The sequence below is a fragment of the Dendronalium phyllosphericum CENA369 genome (genome assembly GCF_016056275.1).
Classification (GTDB): domain Bacteria; phylum Cyanobacteriota; class Cyanobacteriia; order Cyanobacteriales; family Nostocaceae; genus Dendronalium; species Dendronalium phyllosphericum.
The window spans coordinates 73,468-94,267 of record NZ_JAECZA010000003.1 but is presented as its reverse complement, the minus strand read 5'-3'; the positions used below and the strand labels follow the sequence as shown (position 1 = coordinate 94,267).

General features: G+C 39.2%; 13 protein-coding genes. 5 read left to right on the top strand and 8 right to left on the bottom strand.

The annotated features are described in order from the left end of the window. The first annotated feature begins 90 nt into the window (after positions 1-90). The 5 genes from I8752_RS01740 (at position 91) to I8752_RS01720 (ending at position 6,988) form a co-directional block, all read left to right on the top strand. Positions 91-1,635 (top strand): sigma factor-like helix-turn-helix DNA-binding protein, encoded by a 1,545-nt coding sequence (locus tag I8752_RS01740; protein WP_214430606.1) that lies wholly within the window; start codon positions 91-93, stop codon positions 1,633-1,635. Positions 1,636-1,830: 195 nt separating this feature from the next. Continuing rightward, the gene (locus I8752_RS01735; protein WP_214430605.1) at positions 1,831-3,048 is read left to right on the top strand and encodes a DUF1822 family protein; all 1,218 of its coding nucleotides are present in this window, start codon (positions 1,831-1,833) and stop codon (positions 3,046-3,048) included. Then, entirely contained in the window at positions 3,045-5,465 is a 2,421-nt protein-coding gene (locus I8752_RS01730) for a CHASE2 domain-containing protein (protein WP_214430604.1), read from the top strand. Before I8752_RS01735 ends, I8752_RS01730 begins: the two co-directional genes overlap by 4 nt. Beyond that, entirely contained in the window at positions 5,462-6,202 is a 741-nt protein-coding gene (locus I8752_RS01725; protein WP_214430603.1) for a DUF928 domain-containing protein, read from the top strand. Before I8752_RS01730 ends, I8752_RS01725 begins: the two co-directional genes overlap by 4 nt. Before the next feature lie 288 nt (positions 6,203-6,490). After that, entirely contained in the window at positions 6,491-6,988 is a 498-nt protein-coding gene (locus I8752_RS01720; protein ID WP_214430602.1) for a helix-turn-helix domain-containing protein, read from the top strand. 57 nt (positions 6,989-7,045) lie between these two features. Here the strand turns inward: I8752_RS01720 and I8752_RS01715 are convergent, their stop codons facing one another. From I8752_RS01715 to I8752_RS01680, 8 genes are all read right to left on the bottom strand, one after another. Beyond that, a complete protein-coding gene (locus I8752_RS01715; protein ID WP_214430601.1) occupies positions 7,046-8,686 on the bottom strand; it encodes a GspE/PulE family protein in 1,641 nt (546 codons plus the stop codon). A gap of 109 nt (positions 8,687-8,795) precedes the next feature. After that, positions 8,796-9,737, bottom strand: a complete 942-nt coding sequence (locus I8752_RS01710; RefSeq protein WP_214430600.1) for a ricin-type beta-trefoil lectin domain protein — start codon at positions 9,735-9,737, stop codon at positions 8,796-8,798. Positions 9,738-9,791: 54 nt separating this feature from the next. Beyond that, positions 9,792-10,118, bottom strand: a complete 327-nt coding sequence (locus tag I8752_RS01705) for a hypothetical protein (RefSeq protein WP_214430599.1) — start codon at positions 10,116-10,118, stop codon at positions 9,792-9,794. A 558-nt stretch (positions 10,119-10,676) separates the two neighbouring features. Beyond that, positions 10,677-13,409: a CHAT domain-containing protein gene (locus I8752_RS01700; RefSeq protein ID WP_214430598.1), complete on the bottom strand. Its 2,733-nt coding sequence runs from the start codon at positions 13,407-13,409 to the stop codon at positions 10,677-10,679. Positions 13,410-13,550: 141 nt separating this feature from the next. Next, a complete protein-coding gene (locus tag I8752_RS01695) occupies positions 13,551-16,475 on the bottom strand; it encodes a two-partner secretion domain-containing protein (RefSeq protein WP_214430597.1) in 2,925 nt (974 codons plus the stop codon). Between the two features lie 512 nt (positions 16,476-16,987). Continuing rightward, positions 16,988-18,346, bottom strand: a complete 1,359-nt coding sequence (locus I8752_RS01690) for an MATE family efflux transporter (RefSeq protein ID WP_214430596.1) — start codon at positions 18,344-18,346, stop codon at positions 16,988-16,990. A gap of 23 nt (positions 18,347-18,369) precedes the next feature. Further along, positions 18,370-19,401 carry a sucrase ferredoxin gene (locus I8752_RS01685; protein WP_214430595.1) on the bottom strand — a complete coding sequence of 344 codons (1,032 nt, stop codon included), beginning with the start codon at positions 19,399-19,401 and terminating at the stop codon, positions 18,370-18,372. Positions 19,402-19,419: 18 nt separating this feature from the next. Continuing rightward, a complete protein-coding gene (locus I8752_RS01680; RefSeq protein WP_214430594.1) occupies positions 19,420-20,799 on the bottom strand; it encodes a cytochrome P450 in 1,380 nt (459 codons plus the stop codon). Position 20,800: the final 1 nt, after the last annotated feature.

The following is a 20,800-nucleotide window of genomic DNA, read 5'->3' as shown; positions in this document are numbered from 1 at the left end:
GATCGCACCAGAGTTAGGCTATTTTTTATACTGTTGATTAAATAAAAACCTACAAGAATTAACCTTTGAGGGTGTGACAATCAGGTTGTAATGTTAAATCAATTACCAATCTTACTTAAGCATCAACACTTAGCCCATCGATTCTATATGTACATGATTGTAGATAATTCAATTAATCGTAGGGCAATTCAATGGAGACCCGAACTACATTTACAGCGCAATATTGATTTATATCAAACTCAGCACGACCTATTTGCAACGTTATTAAATCAAAAAAATGAGCAAGGCTTAGTTCAATTCTGGCTGGATATAGCCTTAAATAACTTGCCATCAAAATATAATTGGGAACCTGAAAACCGCATACAAAAAGCATGGGAGCATTTAAGTCTGTATTGTGAGGATAGTTGTTATCGTGCTGCTTTACAAGTTTGGAAAGAGAATCGATGTAAATGTTGGGAAGAATATATTTTTATTGCGAGATGCTTAATTTACGATCCTGTGAAATTTCGAGAGATATTAGCGAAGTATGACCCTAGTATTTCGCCACTTTACGTCTACATAATTGAGGTTTTGCGAAAAACTATTAAAGACGAGGGTGCTGTTGCTAAATTTTCCAAATGGCGGTTGTTGTGCAAAAAAAGTAACAAAGAACTTAAAGAAGCACTAATTCGATATGGAATCTTTGAACCGGAAGTTTCCAGATTTTTGTTTGCACGTAAATATTTTAGACAAATTTATCAATTCAATAAAATCCAAAACCCTGCAACTCGTAGCGGACAGCGTTGGATAGAACCAGATAGTAATGACTTTCAAGAAGCCGCACAATATTACAACGCCGAAAAATCACTAGCTATAGCACCACATCAAGTTGCGATCGCTAAAGATGTGACTAGCGAACAACTGCATAGGTGGATGGAAATCTGCATTACTGCTTTGCGAAATTATCCACAATCAATTATCCCAAGAATTTCCCTCGAAGTAATAAGTACAGTTAGTTATGAAATTGAGCCAAGTTTGGGTTTTTACTTGGAAATAGAAAACTCAATATTTGAGCAAAAAAGCCTTTGTCAGCGAACAGATGCGGTGTTACAACAGGAATTACTAGCACTCAATGACAACCAAAAAGAAATTTTATATCTTTACTATGGATTGGGATGGAATCAAAAACAAATAGCTGCGAAGTTTGCAGTCACTCAAGGAGCGATCGCCCGTCGTCTACAAACCATTGAACGTCGGCTAATTAATGCGGTATATTCATTAAAGCAACCGCCGCAATGGGTTACTGGATATGTAACAACATGGTTGAAGTATAATTACGAAACTCCCGATAATTCTGATTTAATTCATGCTGCGTTAGTTATAGCAATCCAACGACTGAACGCTCAATCTCAGAATTTATTGCGACTTTACTATGGGCAAAAACTAGATACTAATGCTATTAGTAAACAACTTTGTCTTCCCCTCAGTATAGTAAATGAATTACTCTCTCAAATAAATTATGAATTAGAATGTGCATTATTCAAAGAACTTGATTTAATCATTAGAAAATTTTTAGATATCTGGCTAAATAAAAAGTACCAATATATAAAAAATCAAAATTTTATTTTACAATCTCAACAGTTAATATTGGCATAAAATTTTAGAAAAAATGTTGCTATTTATGGAAATTAAAAATTTGGTAGAGGTATTAAACCCGTTTATTCATCTACTAATCGCACAGTATTCAAGCCTGTATTCTAGCTTTGGACTCCTAAATTATGAATTCTTCTTCAAATTGATGTTAAATTTTTAACATATAATAAATCTAATCGTAAATAAACAAAATTAGCTTTGAACAACGAATTATTGTTGCAAATACCTACTTCCATACAACAGCAAGCCTGGAAAGAAGCACAACAGCATTCTCATAAAATCGCGCAGTACAGTGCCTATTTAAATCGTGTTTGTTTGTATACATTTTTAGGCTGGCTAAACGACGAACTCTCTGATGAAGCTTTATCTAATTCTGCAATTTATCCTAGTGAAGATAGCTTACACAGCATTTTAGAAGTAGTAAATGGTTTTGCGATCGCAATTGGTACGCGGCGAATTATACTTATCCCCTACGAAAATATAGATTCAGAATCATGGCGAATTCCTCAAGAGTGGATAGATATTCCCACTTTTGTCGGTGACTATTACTTGGCAGTACAGGTTGATTTAGAAGCAAAAGCAGATGAATGTACATTGACAGTACAAGGGTTTGCGACATACAGTCAAGTCAAACAGCAAAGTAAGTACGATCCACGCGATCGCACTTATATATTACCAATACACAACTTAACTAAAAGCCTCACAGTTATGCAGCTAACATTAGATATGCAAATGCGTAAGGAAGTCCCAGAATTGCCAATTTTATCTGAACCTGATGCTCAAAGTTTACTAAAGATGCTGGGAAATGCATGTATTTATTCTCCGCGTTTGCGAGTTGATATACCATTTACACAATGGGCAGCACTGCTGAATAATGATGAATGGCGACAACAGTTATATCAGCGACGCATGAGTAGATTGATGACAAAAACTATAGCTACGAACAACTTGAGTAAATGGTTACAAAATACCTTTGATAATGGTTGGCAATCTCTAAATACTTTATTGAATCAAGAATCTGGAAATTTACTTTATAGTTTTAGACAGTATCAGATAGCAGCTCAAGGTATATATGTAGATGGATTCAAATTAATTGATTTAGAAATGCGATTGAGTAATCAATCGGTTGCACTTTTAGTTGGTTTGATACCAGAAATAGATGGAAAAATAGCTGTACGCGTACAACTGCATCCAATCGAAGGACAAACTTATTTACCACCTAATATAAAACTAGCTTTAATTTCTCAATCAGAGTCGATTATTCAAGAAATTCAATCGCGGATTCAAGATAACTTTATTCAATTGAAACGATTTATTTGCCCACCAGGAAAATTATTTAAAATTCAGGTGGCTATTAATGAGTTTAGTGTAACTGAAGAATTTATAATTGAACCACTTGTATTTACACAGCAATGAGTAAGTTAGTTATCTTAAACTTGGGAAAAGGTAACTTGCACTCAGGTTTTCCTTTTGTGAATGTTCAGTTATTCTACGAAAAATTGTTTGACGAACGTCTACACGAAGAAGGTAATTTACAATGGAAGCAACTTCAAGGTAATTTACCAGCTAGTCCAATTCTTAGCGATTTATATTGTCGTTGGCAATTATTATATAAATTAATCTATGAATCTCGCTATATAAATGTAAATTTACGCCAATCTCAGCTAAGAAATGAAGATATTAAAATTGATGATACTGATGTAACTCACTTTTCTGATGTAGATTTTTATCAAGTATGTCACGAGTTACAAAAACAAATTGATATTTGGCTAGATGCTGAAGAGTTTCGCCACATCGAGCGCCAATTACGGATGCAGTTAAGTAGCGACGATGAAATCCGCTTTATTATTCAAAGTGAAGATATATTGCTGAGAAAACTTCCTTGGCATCTTTGGCGTTTTTTCAGTGATTATCCTAAAGCAGAAATTGGCTTAAGTTCCATCGAATTTGGAACTCAAACTCAGGTTAAAAAACATACACAACAAGTAAAAATCTTAGCGGTTTTAGGTGATAGTAAAGGAATTGATATTGATACAGATAGGAAGATATTAGAAAAATTACCCTATGCGAAAACAGTATTTATAGTAGAACCAAAACATTCAGAATTAGATACACTCCTCTGGGATAATCAAGGATGGAATATTCTATATTTTGCTGGTCATAGTTATACAAATTCTCAAACCAAAAGTGGATATATCCATATAAATAAAAATGAAAGTCTAAATATCAATTATTTGACTAATGCTTTAAAAAAAGCTTTAAAAAATGGATTGCAGATAGCAGTTTTCAACTCTTGCGATGGCTTGGGATTAGCACAAAAATTAGAGTATTTACATGTTCCCCAAATTCTTGTTATGCGTGAAAGGGTTCCAGATAAAGTAGCGCAAGAGTTTTTGAAACACTTTTTAACGAACTTTGCTGAAGGTCAATCATTTTATTTATCAGTACGGCAGGCTAGAGAAAAGTTACAGGGTTTAGAAAGCGAATTTCCGGCTGCTAGTTGGTTACCAGTAATTTGTCAAAACCCAGCAGAAATCTCCCCGACTTGGGAAAATTTAAGAAATGGAAAGCAAGAATTAAAAAAATCTATTTTATCTTCATCGCAATTATTAAAGATTAAGTTTCATCTAATTTTATTTATTAGTATAACTGTCACTATTTTATTGACAGTAATTAGGAGTTTTGGGTTATTACAGTTTTGGGAAATGAAAGCATTTGACCATCTAATGCAAATGCGATCGCCAGAATCAGAAGATAGTCGTCTATTAATAGTTGGTGCAGATGAAAAAGATATCCGCACCTATGGTTATCCTCTACCAGATGCTATAATAACTCGACTTTTGGACAAATTACAGCAGCATCAACCCGCAGCTATTGGCTTGAACATTGTCCGCGATTTACCTGTACCGATTAACGATACAGTTAATCATCAAGCACTAATTAATCATTTCCAGAAAAATCACAACCTGATGGCTATATGTGCATTCAATAATAATCTCGAACAAAGCATTGCACCTCCATCTCAAAGTTCAGAAATCCAACTAGGTTTTGTTGACTTATACGACGACAAAGAGCAAACTCACAACCAAGATACAACAGTCCGTCGCTATCTTTTATCCCGTAGCGAAAATCCTATATCTGAAGCTTCTCCCTGTACTACAAAATATTCCCTTGGTTGGCGATTAGCATATCAATATCTTAATGCCAAAAAAATTCCAGTAATAACCTTCAAAGATGATTGGAAATTCGGTACATTTGTCATCCAGCGACTAGAAAAATTTAGTGGAGGGTATCAAAACTTAGATGCACGAGGAAACCAACTGCTGATTAATTATCGCCATACTCCAGACCCCATTCATATTGCTCAACAAGTTACCCTAAGAGATATTTTGAATGCAGATAGCGATCGCTTTAACCCGGCTTGGGTGAAAAATAGAGTCGTCTTGATTGGTGTTGTTGCACCAAGCGTCAAAGACCCGCATCAGACACCTTATGGTGAAATGCGATCGCTTTACATCCACGCCCATGTCGTCAGTCAATTACTCAGTACCGTTGAAGACCGCAGACCGCTATTATGGTGGCTACCAAAATGGAGTGAAACGCTATGGATATTTGGCTGGTCATTGACGGGAGGTATTGTAGTTTGGCGTTTCAGAATCTTACTTCACCGAGGCTTGGTATTAAGTATTTGCAGTGCTATTTTATACGGATTTTGCTGGAGCATTTTCTCTTTGGGTGGGTGGACACCACTTGTTCCAGGAATCATTGCCTTGATTGCACCTTGGGGTGTTATCTGGGTAGGTAATGCAGTTTACAACAAACAACAGACATGAAACAGCTTAGGATTTCCATCGGGTTTATCTGTAGTGGGATTTTGATGTTGAGTACACAAGGACTCGAACAAGCAAGTTTATCCGCAAGTCCACCACAACCACCTGCTACAGGTACGCCAAAAGGAAATTCCACACCCGGAACAACGCGTCCAGAAGCAACGTGTAAGCAAACGAGTAAACCTCTAACAGCACTTAACGCCAACAACGGCAATGATTTTACAGCCTCTCCATATCCCAGCTTTTGGTTTTACGTGCCTTACAGCCAGAACGATGTTAAACGCGCAGAATTTTTACTACTTGATGGACAGGAACACAAAACAATTTACCATACAGCAATTCAGCTAGCTAAAAAACCAGGACTGATCGAAATCACCCTACCGAGAAATCCTCAAACCTTACTAAATCCTAACCAAAATTACCGTTGGTATTTGATGATGAACTGTTATACCAGTCGTAGTGATGAACCAGATATTGTTGTCGATGGCTGGATACAGCGTAAAATAGTTGATGGCGATCGCTGGCAGAATCTTCAAACAGACGAGTCACAAAAACTGATTTTTTATACTAAAAATAATCTTTGGTACGATGCAGTCAACTATTTAGCAGAACTGCATTTTCAATACCCACATGATGCTGGTATTCAAGCAGCTTGGAATAATTTACTTAAGCGATTAGATAAAGAATCGGTAGCACAAGAAGCATTCATTGGTTCGATAACGCTTTCATCTCAAGAGTGATGTATTATAGCCGTAGCCACAACCTTTAGGACAATTGCCATTCCTCAAAGCCCTATAGCAACTGGGTTTTTACTCAGCAACGCCACTTGCTCTACTTTGGGAAACCCCAAGACCGTACTGCTTCACCGCAGTGGCTCCTCAGCACTCAGCACTCAGCACTTTGCTATAGAGGGCGATCGCAAAATTTTCCCAAAATTATTTTCAAAGAACTGATACGACCCTCATATTGCTCTGCTTTTGTCTCCAAATAAAATATTAGGTCAGAAAAAATGGTGGAGAAGTGGAGATATGGAGCAAAGTAATCAGTTCAACTCGGAAAAATTTTCTATTAAGCAACAGTACCTAACTCCCTTTGAACGAAAGGAACTGCAAAAAATTTTAGAGCAAGAAGACTTATCTAAAAAATATCGTCAGCGTATCCAAATTATGCTACTAGCAGACGAACGTAAAACGCAGAGTCAAATCTGTAAATTACTAAACTGTTCGCGGGTGACAGTCCGACACTGGATTTTGGTAGCTAAATCAGGTGAGGTTCATAATTGGAACGCCTTTCCTCTTGGTAGACCAAAAACTGTTGATGACCGATATCGAGAGCGATTAAAAGAACTAATCAGCTACAGTCCGAAAGCTTTCGGCTATCCATTTCGGCGTTGGACAGCACAATGGTTAAGCAAGCATCTGGCAAAAGAATTGGGTATTGAAGTAGGTGTGCGTCACATCAATCGTTTGCTTAAGGATATGGGTTTATCTACTAGATTGGGAGGGAACAGGGAAGAAGGGAGGTAGAGGTATTTTTTTCACGCGATCGCAGAGGAGTCCTCTACTATTTGAGTATTGAGCAGTTCAGGAAGAAACTTTACTAGATAAAGCACTGTGCGGCAAAACCCTCAACACTTCTTCTACCGTTGTCACGCCAGTTGTCACCTTTTGGGCAGCAGCCACACCAAAGGAGGTATAATTAATTTCCTTCAAATAGCGATGTAGCTGAGTCATTGTTCCTTCATAAATCAGTTCCCGTACCCGATCGTCTACATCCAGTAATTCTACAATTGCTTCCCGCCCCAAATAGCCAGAATGAAAACACTTAGGACAACCTTTTCCTCTTCGCCAGCCTGTGGTTGTAGCTTGCGTTTGTTCTAATCCCAGCCTCCGCAAATCTGCCGTTGTTGGGGTGTAAGGTTCTGCACAGAAAGGACAAACCCGACGCACTAAACGTTGAGCAATTATACCTAAGAGAGCATCACTCACTAAACTAGGGTCTTGACCAATATCTTTGAGGCGGGGAATTGCGCCAACTGCGTCATTTGTGTGCAGTGTAGTAAATACCAAATGTCCTGTTAAAGCCGCTCTAATAGCGGTTTCTGCTGTTTCGCTATCCCTGATTTCTCCTAACATAATTACATCAGGGTCTTGCCGAAGAATTGCCCGTAAACCAGCAGCAAAGGTCATACCAGCTGCTTCGTTGACTTGGGTTTGGGTAATACCTGGTAATACATATTCAACAGGGTCTTCCACTGTCACCACGTTGACCGATTCAGTAGCTACTCTTTGTAAACTGGTGTACAGGGTGCTGGTTTTGCCGGAACCTGTGGGGCCAGTGAGAATAATCATTCCTTGGGGTTGACTTAACCATCTTCTGTAAGTTTCTAATGTAGTTCCAGAAAACCCTAACCCATCCATGTTAGAAAAGGGGTTGCGCTGGGGTAACAAGCGAATGACTACTTTTTCGCCACCTACGCAAGGAAGAGTGCTAACTCGCATATCTAATCCCACTTCTGATGACCCACTGGTTGCATACTTCTCACCGATGCGTCCGTCTTGAGGGCGACGGCTTTCGGATATATCTATTTCTGCCATCACTTTGAGAGTTACAACTACTTTTCGACTCACTTCTAGGGGGAGAGTGGTAATAGTCCGTAATACGCCATCTATGCGATAGCGGACTCTTAATCCTTCTGGCATCGGTTCTAGATGGATATCACTAGCACGGTTGCGTAAAGCGCCACTGATAATGGTTTTGACTCGTTCGATTTGGTCTGAGGCTTTGGAGAGATAGAGTTCTGTGAGTTCGGAAATGTTTTCTGATTCTGATATTTGGGTGAGGGGATTGATCAGAGATTCGCTACTGATTTTATTCAGATTCAGGTTTTGGGTGTGATACCAAGCATTGTAGCTTTTTTCGGTAATCGGGATGATTTTGATTTCAGTAGCTGTGCGATCGCTCAATTTCTGGATTATATCTGGTGTGGGAGTGATTGGAGTCCCCAAATAGTAGCAATTGCGCCAGAGTAATAGAGGAATGACTGGGGGTAATTCCTGACGGTTGGCAAATTTGCCAAAAAATCGAGAACTGACTTCAGAATCTAATAATTCCAGGTTGAGTTTTCCTGTCTCATCGATTAAGAGATTGATTGCTTGTTGGCAGTTAATTTCGCCTTTTTTTAGCTGTTGCCAAGGAGATAAAAAATTAACGATAGCTTGCATCTTTTGTTCATCCAATTAATAAAAATAAAACTCAGATTGACTGATGAAGCCATCTGAGTTGCTTTAGTCGCAGCCTAGCCAATCTCTACTCCCAAATAGAGGATATATCTTAGTTGTTTGCTGTCATAGGACTGGGAATAGAAGTAGGAGACAATGTATAGCCACCAATGCTAAAGTCCTTGCTAGGAAGCCCAAAATGCAAATGTGGAGCATAAGATTTAGCACAATTGTTCCATGGCATATTAGCCGCCACAGTGCCGATTTGCTCTCCTCTACGGTAGGTTTTGCCAACTGAGATATTTGAGGTGGTGACATGAATCATGCTATATTGCTGCCCATTAGATGCCTGCAACAAAATGGCACGGTGGTTGCTGCCAGCATCACACTGCTTGATAACTGTGGAGTCTATAGGAGCTAATACAGGAGTTCCAGCAGAAAGCCCAATATCAATCCCATTCATCCCATAACCATCAACATGCCAGCCTTGAGTGATAGTAGCTCTCACACCAGTACTCCAGGGCAGTCTCCAAGCTGATGTGACTGTGGTACTAGTGGCACTACTCTTCCAGCGTTGATTACCATTATTACCATCACAAGTCCATAGATGAACTTTTCCTTGATTATCTCTGGTTGGAGTATCTACACAAAGATTTGTACCAGTCCGCTTGATTAAGCTATAACCACTACCAACATCAACTAGGTTCCAGTTTTGATCGGGGTCATTAGCGTCGCAAGGCCAGACATTAATTTGTGAACCGTTGCTTAAATAATGAGCATTCAAACACTTGCCAGTAGAACGATGTTTTAAAAGAGTACCACCACGATTTCCTGACAATCTATCGAACTGTTGATCGGGATCGTTATCATTTCGGCGATAGATTGACATTCTAGGGTTACCATCAATGCGACTGAAGTTGTTATTGGTATTTAACGCCACACCTTCTTGGACAAAAAAAGTTTCCGCAGCTTGAGCAAATGCTGAACCAATAGATAATGCAAGAGAAAGAGATGCAGTTGCTAACGCAACATACTTACAAATGTTGTTAGACATAATGTTGTTATTCCTTTTAATGTTGATATTTGACAATTCGAGTTGATTGAAAAATTATTGGCGTTTAATTGTTTGCAAAGTTTGAGGTTTCTTCGGAGCTAAAATATTAGCTCCGACTTTTTTAGCCATTTCAGAAGGCAAACAAATCACATCACCATTTTTACGTCTGCATAAACTGTTTCCTGATATATAGGGGTTTTCCCATTTATCCCAACTCAAAACGGATGGCATAGATATAACTCTTGAAGCTCGTTCCTCTTCTGATAAATAAGGATCGTCAGAACCACCTGCATGAGCTTTAGCTGTTATCAACAAAAAACTAGTCAATAAAACTAAACCAGATGGAAAAATACACTTTGTAATCAAAAAAAATACTTTCATTACCGTTCTTAGCAAGCAAGTAGGAAAAATCATCAATTTTTCAAAGTTATGCCAACTAAATTGAAGGACTTTGAAATTGATTTATCACCTTGATAGGCAAGTAAAATTACATTTTTTCTTGCCTTATTTAAGATTTAATTCTAGAAAAGTTAGCTTGTCACTACTAATTAGCTAACTGAATAGACATTAAAATAGACATGATTTTTAGTGAAGATGTGAAAAATAGAAATTTTAAAAATACGATTTTTCAATGAAATCATCAATAAAACACATTAAATATAAATTTATATTGTTGAAAATATAATTGCTTTAAATTATTTAGGTAAGTTCGCGTAAATAATGTCTTCTATACAATTTAAGATGAATTTGATTTTGGACAAAAAGCTAAACATTTTTTCCAAATACAATTTTTAGTTACTAGAGAATATTGTTTTTAAATAAAGTCAACAATAAACTGCCCGTGAATTAACTCATAAGCAGCTAAATTCTGTTCCAAAACGTTTTTAATTACTCAACTCTGAAAGTCTCAGTAACAATTCTTGGCTGAACTGTATTCCCTCACTGCCAATTCCCAACTAAGATGTAAGCAGCCCAGTAATAAGGATTTTGATATTCCGGCTGTGCCAACAGTGCTTTCTGCGCTCGATGCAGTGCTTCAGCTTTCGTAATGCCTTTTTTAAGCTCAGTATAAAACTGCACCATCAATTGAGATGTCGAAGTATCATTAATTTGCCATAACGTTGAGAGAGTGCTGTTTGCTCCCGCCCGCACAGCAAGTCCAGCTAAACCCAAGATAGCCCGATTGTCGCCTTCAGCGGTTTTACAAGCACTCAGTACCAGCAATTTGATATCTCTGGAATTAACTGTGTCATCCCGCAGTAAGTTATTTAGCTCCCTAGCTTTGATAAGTTGTTGGTAGGCAAGTAGATATGTATCTTCAGGGTCAGAGCTAAAGTTGCCATGAGTGACAAAATGAACAATGGAAAATGCTCCTGACTGTAACTGCTTGTGAATGTTTGCTGATGTGAACTGGGAATTAATTAACAGTTTGCTGGGTAATATTTTTGCAATTTGCTGCAATTCATCGATGTTGAGTGGCGAAAAGTTACGGGTTTCTACATTTTCTTGCTGTTCTCCTACTCCACCTGCTAATAGCTTTGGCTTTTCAAGTTGTGAGTTACTTAAATCAAATAATTGCGAATTTGGTAACAAGGCAAGGGCATAATCTTTTTGGATGAGATATTGGTCTTTGGGTTCGTCATACAATACTGCCATTGGAACATTGCGAAGTTCGCCATCAAGAACAAAAACTAAAGTTTTGATGTTGCTATGTTCTTGCAAATATGGTTCGATGGGTTTAATTAGCCAGCGATAAATTACTTGAGATTTGGCTCGAATTTTACTAGGGTTGCGAGTATATATGGCGCTGCGGAGTTGCGTTACAGTATCTTGAAGTGCATTTCTGGGAATGAAATCTACATAATGTTCTAAATGTTGTCCTGGTAACTTAAAGATAACTTCTAGTCGGTTTTCTAGAATTATGGGATAGATAAAGACGGCATTGTTATCAACAGTTTTAATTTCCCGATCGCTAGGCAATATCTGCCCTAAATTACAGCGTAAAAAATTCTGGAGTTCTGCAAGTTGTAATGCGTCAATATTTACAATTGCTTGCTGGAGATATTCTTGAGGTACTTCGGAGTTCACGTGATTTCTTAATAGTAAATCGACTAATTCCCGATAGACAGGTTCTACATTATCCCGATAGGAAAATTGCACATCGGAATTAATGGTAAGCAAATCACTACGAACAGATTTGAGGCTTTCTACAGCCATTTGGTAAAATGCGATCGCTCGTTCGTCTTTTGTTTGCGCTGCTAAAATTCTCCCCATCTGCCATTCCCACTGATAAGCAATGTCTGGTGCAGTGATGGGTTGAGTGAGGAGTAATGCTTGTTGCGTCAGATTTTGGCTCGTGAGTAAATAATCTGTATACGCTTTTGATATTGACTTGGGCGGTGATTTGTGCAATTCTGCTACAGCAAGATATTCATAAAACCCACCTTGATTACCAAGGGCATAAGATAAAGCGCGGGAGTCTTGGAGTTGCTTGGCATCTTGAATTGCCGTCCCTAACAAACTATCAATTTCACCCAACACAGAACTATCCGCAGCAGTTTTTTGAGAGATGCACGCGAGGTTTTTCGCAACGTTAATCTTTGCATACACCGCCTGACGATTGTTTGGGAAGTCAGAAAGTTTGATTTCGTGCCATAATGCCTGTGCTGCGGATAATTGCCCAGTTTCCACCAACAAACTCAAATAATTAATCTGTGCTTGGACTTGTATTGATGGGGATGAGGGTATGGCTAATACTTGTTGGTATTGCAAAGCAGCATTCTGATACGATCGCAATGCAGTATTGGGAAACGTTCGCTCTTGGCACTGCCAAGGGATATTATTATAGTTGCGAGTCGTGTTGCGATCGCGCTCCAAGTTTCCCTTTGCCCAATACATGTTTGCTAAACTGACCCTAGCTGCACTTTTAACTTCAGTTTTAGCGGACGACGGCAATTTTTCCACTAGTGCTAAACTATTTTGCAACGCTGTTTGCGATCGCTTTAACTCACCAATAGCTAGCAGCACGTTACCCAAACTCAAATATCCTTGAGCTTTAATTATAGAATTGGGTATTGTACTCAACCTTTGCTGAATCTGTTCGAGGTTATTATATGCTTGCTGATACAATCCTGATGCTTGTAATGCTTGCGCTTGGTTGATGCTATTACTAATACTTAGAGCTTCATCTCCCAGACGTATATAAATTTCTGCTGCTTGTTGCAAACTATTTAATGCAGCTTCTGGTTTCCCTTGCACATACCAAAGACGACTTTGGATATCCAAGGATTGCGCGTAGATTTTCAGCAGCGTTGGCGAATCCTGGTTTGATTGCGAAGGATGTAAAAGTTGCAAACTGGCTGCGATATGACTTTGTGCTGCATCCCAATTGCCAAGTTGCTGATAGGCTAAGGATAAGTTGCTATGGATCGAGGCTTGAATGCGATCGCTCTTACTAGTTGTGGCGAGTTGCAATGCTTTTTGTAATAACTTAACAGCCAAAGAGTAGCTGCTGGAGTTATATGCTTCTTTTCCCTGGCGTACCAACTGTTGTACTTCAGTGGTAATTAAATTGTTTTGTAAAGTAGGTGTTTTGCCAAGTACATAGGGTATCTTAGCTACAGATAACACCAATATCAAACTTAGAGCTAGCAGGCGATACCGTATCCTCATCAACTTGAACTTAAATTTTTTACCCTACGCAGCAGTTTATACCAATTCGTAATTCGTAATTAAGAAAGTCTCATTTTGTCTAGGTTCCTGGGTTTGGATCTGTATCATTTTTTTTGGGAAATGGTATGACTAAAGCTATATCTATTTTCCTTGGCAGGTGGAATTTGGAGGAGTTGTTGTTGAGCCTGTCGCGCCATTTGAGGAATTTATAATGGCATCAATAGGTGAAGAATTCTCTTCAGCTTCAGTATTGGTATCCAAATCAATCCATCTCGTCAAAAACATTTCTACATTCTGCGGTTCTTCGGGGCGTGATGGTATTCCTCCACGTCCTTGATTGATAAACCGCACCCGTTTTGAATTGGCCGATCTGACTTGACAACCTTCACTAATTTCAACGCTACGCGGTTCGCTTGGCAAATTCACTAATCCCTGAGTTGGGTCGATACCGAGTGTGTTGATTTCAATCGCGCCATTAAGTTGCGGATTGGTTTGTGAAAAAGCTGTAATATCACTCTGTTGAGTTAGCTGTTCGCGGGATTCTAATCCAAAAACTCGCTGGGCGTTAATTTCAACTAGCCCACCTTGACCTGCAAAAGCATTTGCAATAATATCGTTGTTTTCCTGGGGAACACCAATAATAAAACCATTTCTCGCATCAATTTTGATATTCCCACCATTGCCAGGAGCCTGTCCAGTCCCAGCCGTGGTAGATATCAAGCTGTTTTGACTCATCAACAGTAAATCTTGTACTTGTAAGAAAACATTCCCACCGTTAGCTGATTTCGTTTCCCCTGTAATCGCACCTTGATTTTGCAAGTGGATGGTTTTGGCGGATATTTCTATATTCCCAGCAACTCCAGATCCTTGACTGCTGACGGTAATTACACCCCGATCTCTAAGATTTACTTGTTTGGAGAGGATGAATACATTACCACCATTCCCTGTTGCATTAACATCGGTACTAGCTAGTACCCCACTAGCAGCACCTTGATTAGTAAATGTATCCAGACCAATTTGAATATTTTTCAGAGCGCGATCGCCATAACTCAAATCACTGCCAACAAGGTTTATACTATCTGAAACGTTAAGTTTGATATTACCTGCATTACCACTGCTGCGAGTAGAAGTAACAATTTGTCCGCCATTAGTGGCTTCTAAGGTCTGAGCATTAATTACAATACTACCTCCCCTCCCGGCATTTGCAGTTAAGGCATTAATTACACCTCCATCTACTACCCGTAAAGTGGCTGTATTGACTGTGATTTCTCCTCCTTGACCAATTCCAATGGGTTCAGTATTGCTATAAAGTCCACTAGAATATCCATCGCCAGCAACTCCAGCGACGGTTACAGTATTAGCCCGATTAATCAAAATATCTCCTGCATCTCCACGTCCACGAGTGCTAGTAACGATGACTGCACCGTTGCTTAAAGATAGTGTATTGGCGTTAACAATAATATTTCCACCTATCCCGTCACCTTTTCTTTTGACACTGCTGAATGCGCCACTAGATTGAAAAAAGCCAAATCCAGGAGTATTGTTAAAGCGACCTTCACCATCAAGAACGATATCACGAGCATTAATAGTCACATTACCTGCATTTCCTTTTCCATCAGTACTGGTTGTGAGAACCGCACCGTTGCTTACTTTCACTGTTCTGGCTGAGACATTAACACTACCAGCGTTTCCCACTGCTCTGGGGTCAACACGACTGTATGCACCGCTACTAAATGTAAAAGTCGATACCTGTTTAAAATCAGCAGCCTCGCCGTCAAATAAAGCTGTATCGCTGACATTGACATTCACGCTCCCAGCATCACCCCGCCCAACAGTACTAGCTTCGAGAATGGCTCCGTTAGTCACAGCCAGGGATTTAGCTGTAATATTGAGATTACCTCCTCGACCTGTACCACCATCTGCGATCGAACTATAGCCACCAGTATTAATCCCATTCGTCCCGATACCATCAAACAGTACCGTATCGCTGACATTGATATTCACATCGCCAACATCTCCATTCCCATATGTGCCGGCAAAGATTTGAAAACCTCCAGTTACTGCGAGCGATCGCGCTGTTAAATTAACATTACCGCCTTTACCTCTAGCGTTAGGAAGCACCGCATTAGAAATAAAGCTACCAGTACCAGTCAGCGTAACTGCGTCCGTAGCATTAATTTCAATATCTCCTGCCTTGCTGTCAACAGCACCTTGACCAGAAGCGATACCTGCCCTAATGGTACTTCCTTGAGCAATATTTAAATTATGAGTGGCGATCGCAATACTACCAGCTTTACCAGCTCGGACATTAACTTGTGAACCCTGAGTTAGCGAAACATCAGCACGGACTACATCAACAGGAAAACTCAAGCTACCATTTTGATTAAGTGTTACCGTACCTTTTTGCGCCAATCCTCCTAACTCGACTCGACCCCCTGGCGCTAAGATTGTGCTGTTGTCTAAACTGACGTTACCACCCACTAACGCCAGGGTTTTATCTGGCTGCATAACTAAACGTGCTGACTGTAAACTAATAGCCCCTGGTATATTCTCGAATTCCAAGCCAATGGGAACTTTGAGCGTCAACAAAGGTGGGGCTTGTGAATTAATTACACTAAATTTTGTACCATCAGCAAAAACCAGACTGCTTGCTGTACTGGCTACAAATGAGCCACCGACATCAAGTTTGGCATTTGCTCCAAAAATAATGCCGTTGGGGTTAATTAAAAATAAGTTGGCTTTTCCCAATACACCCAAGGTTCCTAAAAGCTGCGAACGGTTTCTTCCTGTAACTCGGCTAATAATATTCTCAATTCCTACTGGGTTGGCGAAATATACACTTCTTCCTTCACCAACGTTGAATTCCTGAAAGCTGTGGAAGAGATTTGAACCGCGAATTGCTCCGCCATCCACTTTGTCAACTAGCTGATTTTGCGGTGTAACGGTAGAACTTTCACTCCCAAGGGTATTATCTGGGGTAATTTGGGGAATAAATTGAGCTAATGCCTTGTTCTCAATGCCACCGTATATCTGCGCTCCTACCGCGTCGAGTGCGACAATCAACATGAAAAAACTTAGTACTCTCAATTTCTAGTACCCACAATCAGGAATTTACAACTATCACGGAAATTAATCCAAAAAATCTAGATTTTTGGATTTTTCCAATTTAAAACCCCTATTCAGTGAAAATACTAGCGTAAGATTACGTAAAATTGTGGCGTGTTAAGTAAAACTAACGTCACATAAAAGATTTGAGTTTTGTAGTAGCGTGGCAAGGCTAAAATATTGCTGGGGACTGGGTGAAAAGTCTTTTTGTGTCTAGGTTTGCTCGTCTGTTGAAGTCCTAACACCAATGGCGACGGCTATATCGCAAAAAAAATTGTAGGTTGGGGAGCCACTGCGTTGGGCGGCTCTGCCGACTTGAAGTAAGTGGCGTTTGAACGAAGTGAAATCCAACACGAAGATCCACGTTGGGTTTCGTATTGCTCAACCTAACCTAAACGAATGCACTATAAATTTATTTAATATTTCAAATTTTATTCTTAATTTAATTAGTAAAAAATTATCAGTTTTTTAGGTTACTTAAAACCTAATCTTCTAAATTCTATCCATGTAAATAAAAAAATGATTAAACAAATAATGATTTCTACACTAGCTACACCATAATAGATGCCGTTAACTCCAAAAAATACGGGTAAAATTAACAGTAATGGTAAAAATAAAATGATATGCCTAATAGCTGTAATTATTCCTATAATTTTAGCATTGCCTAAAGCCTGGAAAAATTCAATACTACACGCCTCAAAAGAAGCAACTGGAAGTAAAAAAGTCACAATATGAAAATTCAATAAATCATTATAACTAAAATCAAAATCTGGTATTAACCAGCGAATAAATGTTTTGGGAAATATCTGTAGAGGTAGCCATATTAAAATTAAAAAAACAGTTCCCCCGATGCCAAAAGTCAAGTAAGCATTCTTGAGCCTTTGATAGTTATTGAGCGCTCCATAATTCATGCCAATGATTGGTTGTAGGGCTTGAACAAATCCATACATAGGGGTAATAATCAAAGAATACAATCTGATAGTTGCTCCACCAAACGCAATGTCACTATCGGTTCCATAATATGCTAGTGATTTAAACAGTACAATCTGTTGAATTATATCCATAACTTCTACAAGAATAACTGATAAAGCCATAGATATGATTGCAGGTAGTAAATATCCTGCCAGATGCAATTTTTTGTAATTAACTGGAATAGAAGTTTTACCAGAAATAAAATATGTACAAGTTACAAGAGAATAAACTATTGCAGAAATAACTGTAGCCAGAGCTATTCCTTTCATTCCCCAATTCAAGACAATAACAAATATAGCGTTAAGAATAGTATTGATTAAAACATAAATTCCCGAAAATAAAGTTGCGAGTGCAATTTTACCTTCAGCTTTGATTAACTGGCTAGAAGCAACTGCTATAAATAAAAAGACTGAACCTAATATGTAGGTTTTAAAGTAGTCTATTCCATATTCAGCAACTTCACCTTTACCTCCCATAAATAAAATTAGTGCTTCGCCGAAATTGTATCCCATTATTGTAATTAATGAGGAAACAAGGAGACTAATAACTATGAGAGTACCAAAGATTTCTGACTGAGTTTTAGTATCTCCAGAACCAATAGCTCTACTGAGAACTGAAGCACAACCGACTCCGATCGCAACTGCACAGACAATGGCAATAGAGGTGAGGGGAATAGATAGAGATATAGCTGCCAAGGCAGTTTCACCGAGAAAATGCCCTGCAAATAAGGCATCAATAAAAGTGTTCAAGCCGATGAGCAACATTCCCAAAATACCAGGAATTGATAGCTTGAACATCAGTTTAATCAGATTGCCTTGAAGAATTTCATTGGCGATTTGAGATTGTTTTTGTGAAGTCATTTTTTATTCTTAGCTCTTACTATTTACTCAACCTTAATCAAACGACTAACGTGATATTGCTTAACTGCTTTTAGTTGCATTTCTGTTGCTGAATTCAATGCACTCATAACTTGACCGCAAACTTCAATTCTGGCTTGATAAGCACCTGAAACACTGTTATCTGGAACTGCAAAATCAATCTGAACTTCCGCCCAATCAACATCTTCTCCCGGAGAGACTTCTTGTTTCGCTAGCACTTTTCCAGCCTTCAAGTAATCAAGCCAAGTCCAACCCAATTGCAGCCAAATTTCCCGTTCGGCGATTTGCTCAAATTTGGTTAAACCCGACCATCCTCGGTAAAACTGACGCAGCCCAGAAGGTGAACCATTTCTGTTTACTAATAAGTCAAGAGCTTCAGGTTCTAAATGTCCCCAAAAACATCCTTGGGGTAAGTCGGCTAAAGTGGGGGCGAATTGATGACCGCCAAAGTGAGTTGTTTGCCAAACTCTTAACTTACCGTTGCTAGCCGGAGCATATTCTTTGCGTAATCGACGATATATAGGATTTCCAAATCTGCCACAAGAAAGGTCTACTTGAGCGTGAGTGCAAACCATGAGTTCGCGGATGTGACTGGTTTGTTGCTGATACTGTTGAAACTCTGATAAATCATTAGGCTGTTGCATCAACTGCTTAAGTATTGCCGTGACTAAAGCAGTTACTTTCTCTTCTGGAACAATAAACTCCTGCTTCTCAAACTGAGAAAATAGTTTGGCAGGACGATAGTAGTACAATATGCGGGTGAAGCCAGGGTGAGAGTACTCGCGGTCAGGAGCAATTACCATTGGTCTGAGTTTAATCTCATGTTGCTCAAAGACCTGATAGAACAAGCCTAATAATGGCTTGATTTTTGGATGTTCCTCAAAAAGGTCTTGAGGCCAAGGTTGGGGAATTTCTATCAGTAGCCAATGTTCGCAAGTCTCTGCTGTACCAATTGGGTCTTCTTTGTTAACTTTAGAAACTAAAGAGCAAAAACGACAATCTGTGAGAGAAAGTTGCTCGGTTTGTTGAGTTTGCATATTTATGAGTTGTATATTTTAGGTAGAACTAGTCACAAGTTGTGGCGATCGCTCTTGATGTGGACGCTGACCGAGTGCGATCATTTTCAAGCCACTAGCAGGAGGATAGTTAACACCTATAGCTTTAGGTTTCTCTACTTTTTGATGTGCTAAGGCTAATTGATAGCGGGAAATAATTGTGGCTAAGACTAGTTTCATTTCCAACAAACCTAAAGCCTCGCCAGGACAGCGACGAGCGCCACCGCCAAATGGTAGAAATTCATAAGGAGTGTACTGTCTTTCTAGAAAACGCTCCGGCTGGAATTGCTTTGGTTGTGGGTATAAATCTTCTCGTTGATGTGTCAGATAAATACAGCCTCTTACAACTGTACCCGGACTCAATTCATAGCCCATTACTTCAATTGGCGATTCTACAAGTCGGGGAAATGTGACTACCTGAGTTGGATAAATTCGCAGAACTTCGTTACAAACGGCACTTAGGTAAGGTAGTGCAGCAATCTTCAGCGGATCTGGAGATTCGCCTAAAGTATCGAGTTCTGCTAACAAGCGATCGCGCACAGCAGGCAAACTGTGAATCCAGTACAATGACCAAGTAATAGCAGTGGCTGAAGCATCTTGACCGCCTAATAGCAATGAGGGAAATAGATCGCGAATATCCTCATAACTCATTGGTTGACCCGTTTCATCACGAGCTAACACGAGTTCAGAAAGTACGTCAATACGAGATGTATCTGCTTGCGATCGACGTTCTTCTATTTCTGTCTTGAGTAGTTTGTCAAACTGTCGCTGGAGACTCAGCCAATATCCCCAAGGAGTCCACTGACCGAAATCCTTTCTAAGAAAAGGATAAGCCAGCGATAACCCCAGCCAGTAAGAGCGAGAAAAACTTAATAAATTGCCAAGCAGTTGCCTAAATTGTTCGTAACGTTCTCCTGAATGCAAACCAAACAAAGTTTGCAATATCACCTCTAGAGTAATTTTTTTTACAGTAGGGTAAGCATAAAAAGATTTGCCGATCGCCAGATTGTTAATAACTTTGTCTGTAACTTGACAAATGCGTTCTCCATACAATTTTATGCGAGTGCCATGCAGGGGAGGCATCAACAACTGACGGCGATGTTTGTGACGCAAGCCATCAAGCATAAGCAATCCATTGCTTCCCACTAATAAAGCACCATCTTGATTGAGCTTGCCAGAAGCTGTAATCTCTTTAGTACTTGTAAAAATCTGTTTTATCCCTTCTGGATGGCTGACTATGACTAAAGGTGTGGAATCGGCCATCACAGTGAAAATATCACCATAGCGATCGCTCATAGCATCCATGAAACTCAGAGGATCGGTTTCAAATTGATAACCTAGCAACCAAGCGGGAGTTTTTGGCCCTGGGGGTAGTTTCATT

Bases quoted from the DNA above. Each gene is read 5' to 3' on its own strand.
- I8752_RS01740 (WP_214430606.1), top strand. From the start codon at position 91: ATGTTAAATCAATTACCAATCTTACTTAAGCATCAACACTTAGCCCAT.
- I8752_RS01730 (WP_214430604.1), top strand. From the start codon at position 3,045: ATGAGTAAGTTAGTTATCTTAAACTTGGGAAAAGGTAACTTGCACTCA.
- I8752_RS01725 (WP_214430603.1), top strand. From the start codon at position 5,462: ATGAAACAGCTTAGGATTTCCATCGGGTTTATCTGTAGTGGGATTTTG.
- I8752_RS01720 (WP_214430602.1), top strand. From the start codon at position 6,491: ATGGAGCAAAGTAATCAGTTCAACTCGGAAAAATTTTCTATTAAGCAA.
- I8752_RS01715 (WP_214430601.1), bottom strand. From the start codon at position 8,686: ATGCAAGCTATCGTTAATTTTTTATCTCCTTGGCAACAGCTAAAAAAA.
- I8752_RS01710 (WP_214430600.1), bottom strand. From the start codon at position 9,737: ATGTCTAACAACATTTGTAAGTATGTTGCGTTAGCAACTGCATCTCTT.
- I8752_RS01705 (WP_214430599.1), bottom strand. From the start codon at position 10,118: ATGAAAGTATTTTTTTTGATTACAAAGTGTATTTTTCCATCTGGTTTA.
- I8752_RS01700 (WP_214430598.1), bottom strand. From the start codon at position 13,409: ATGAGGATACGGTATCGCCTGCTAGCTCTAAGTTTGATATTGGTGTTA.
- I8752_RS01695 (WP_214430597.1), bottom strand. From the start codon at position 16,475: ATGTTGATTGTCGCACTCGACGCGGTAGGAGCGCAGATATACGGTGGC.
- I8752_RS01690 (WP_214430596.1), bottom strand. From the start codon at position 18,346: ATGACTTCACAAAAACAATCTCAAATCGCCAATGAAATTCTTCAAGGC.
- I8752_RS01685 (WP_214430595.1), bottom strand. From the start codon at position 19,401: ATGCAAACTCAACAAACCGAGCAACTTTCTCTCACAGATTGTCGTTTT.
- I8752_RS01680 (WP_214430594.1), bottom strand. From the start codon at position 20,799: ATGAAACTACCCCCAGGGCCAAAAACTCCCGCTTGGTTGCTAGGTTAT.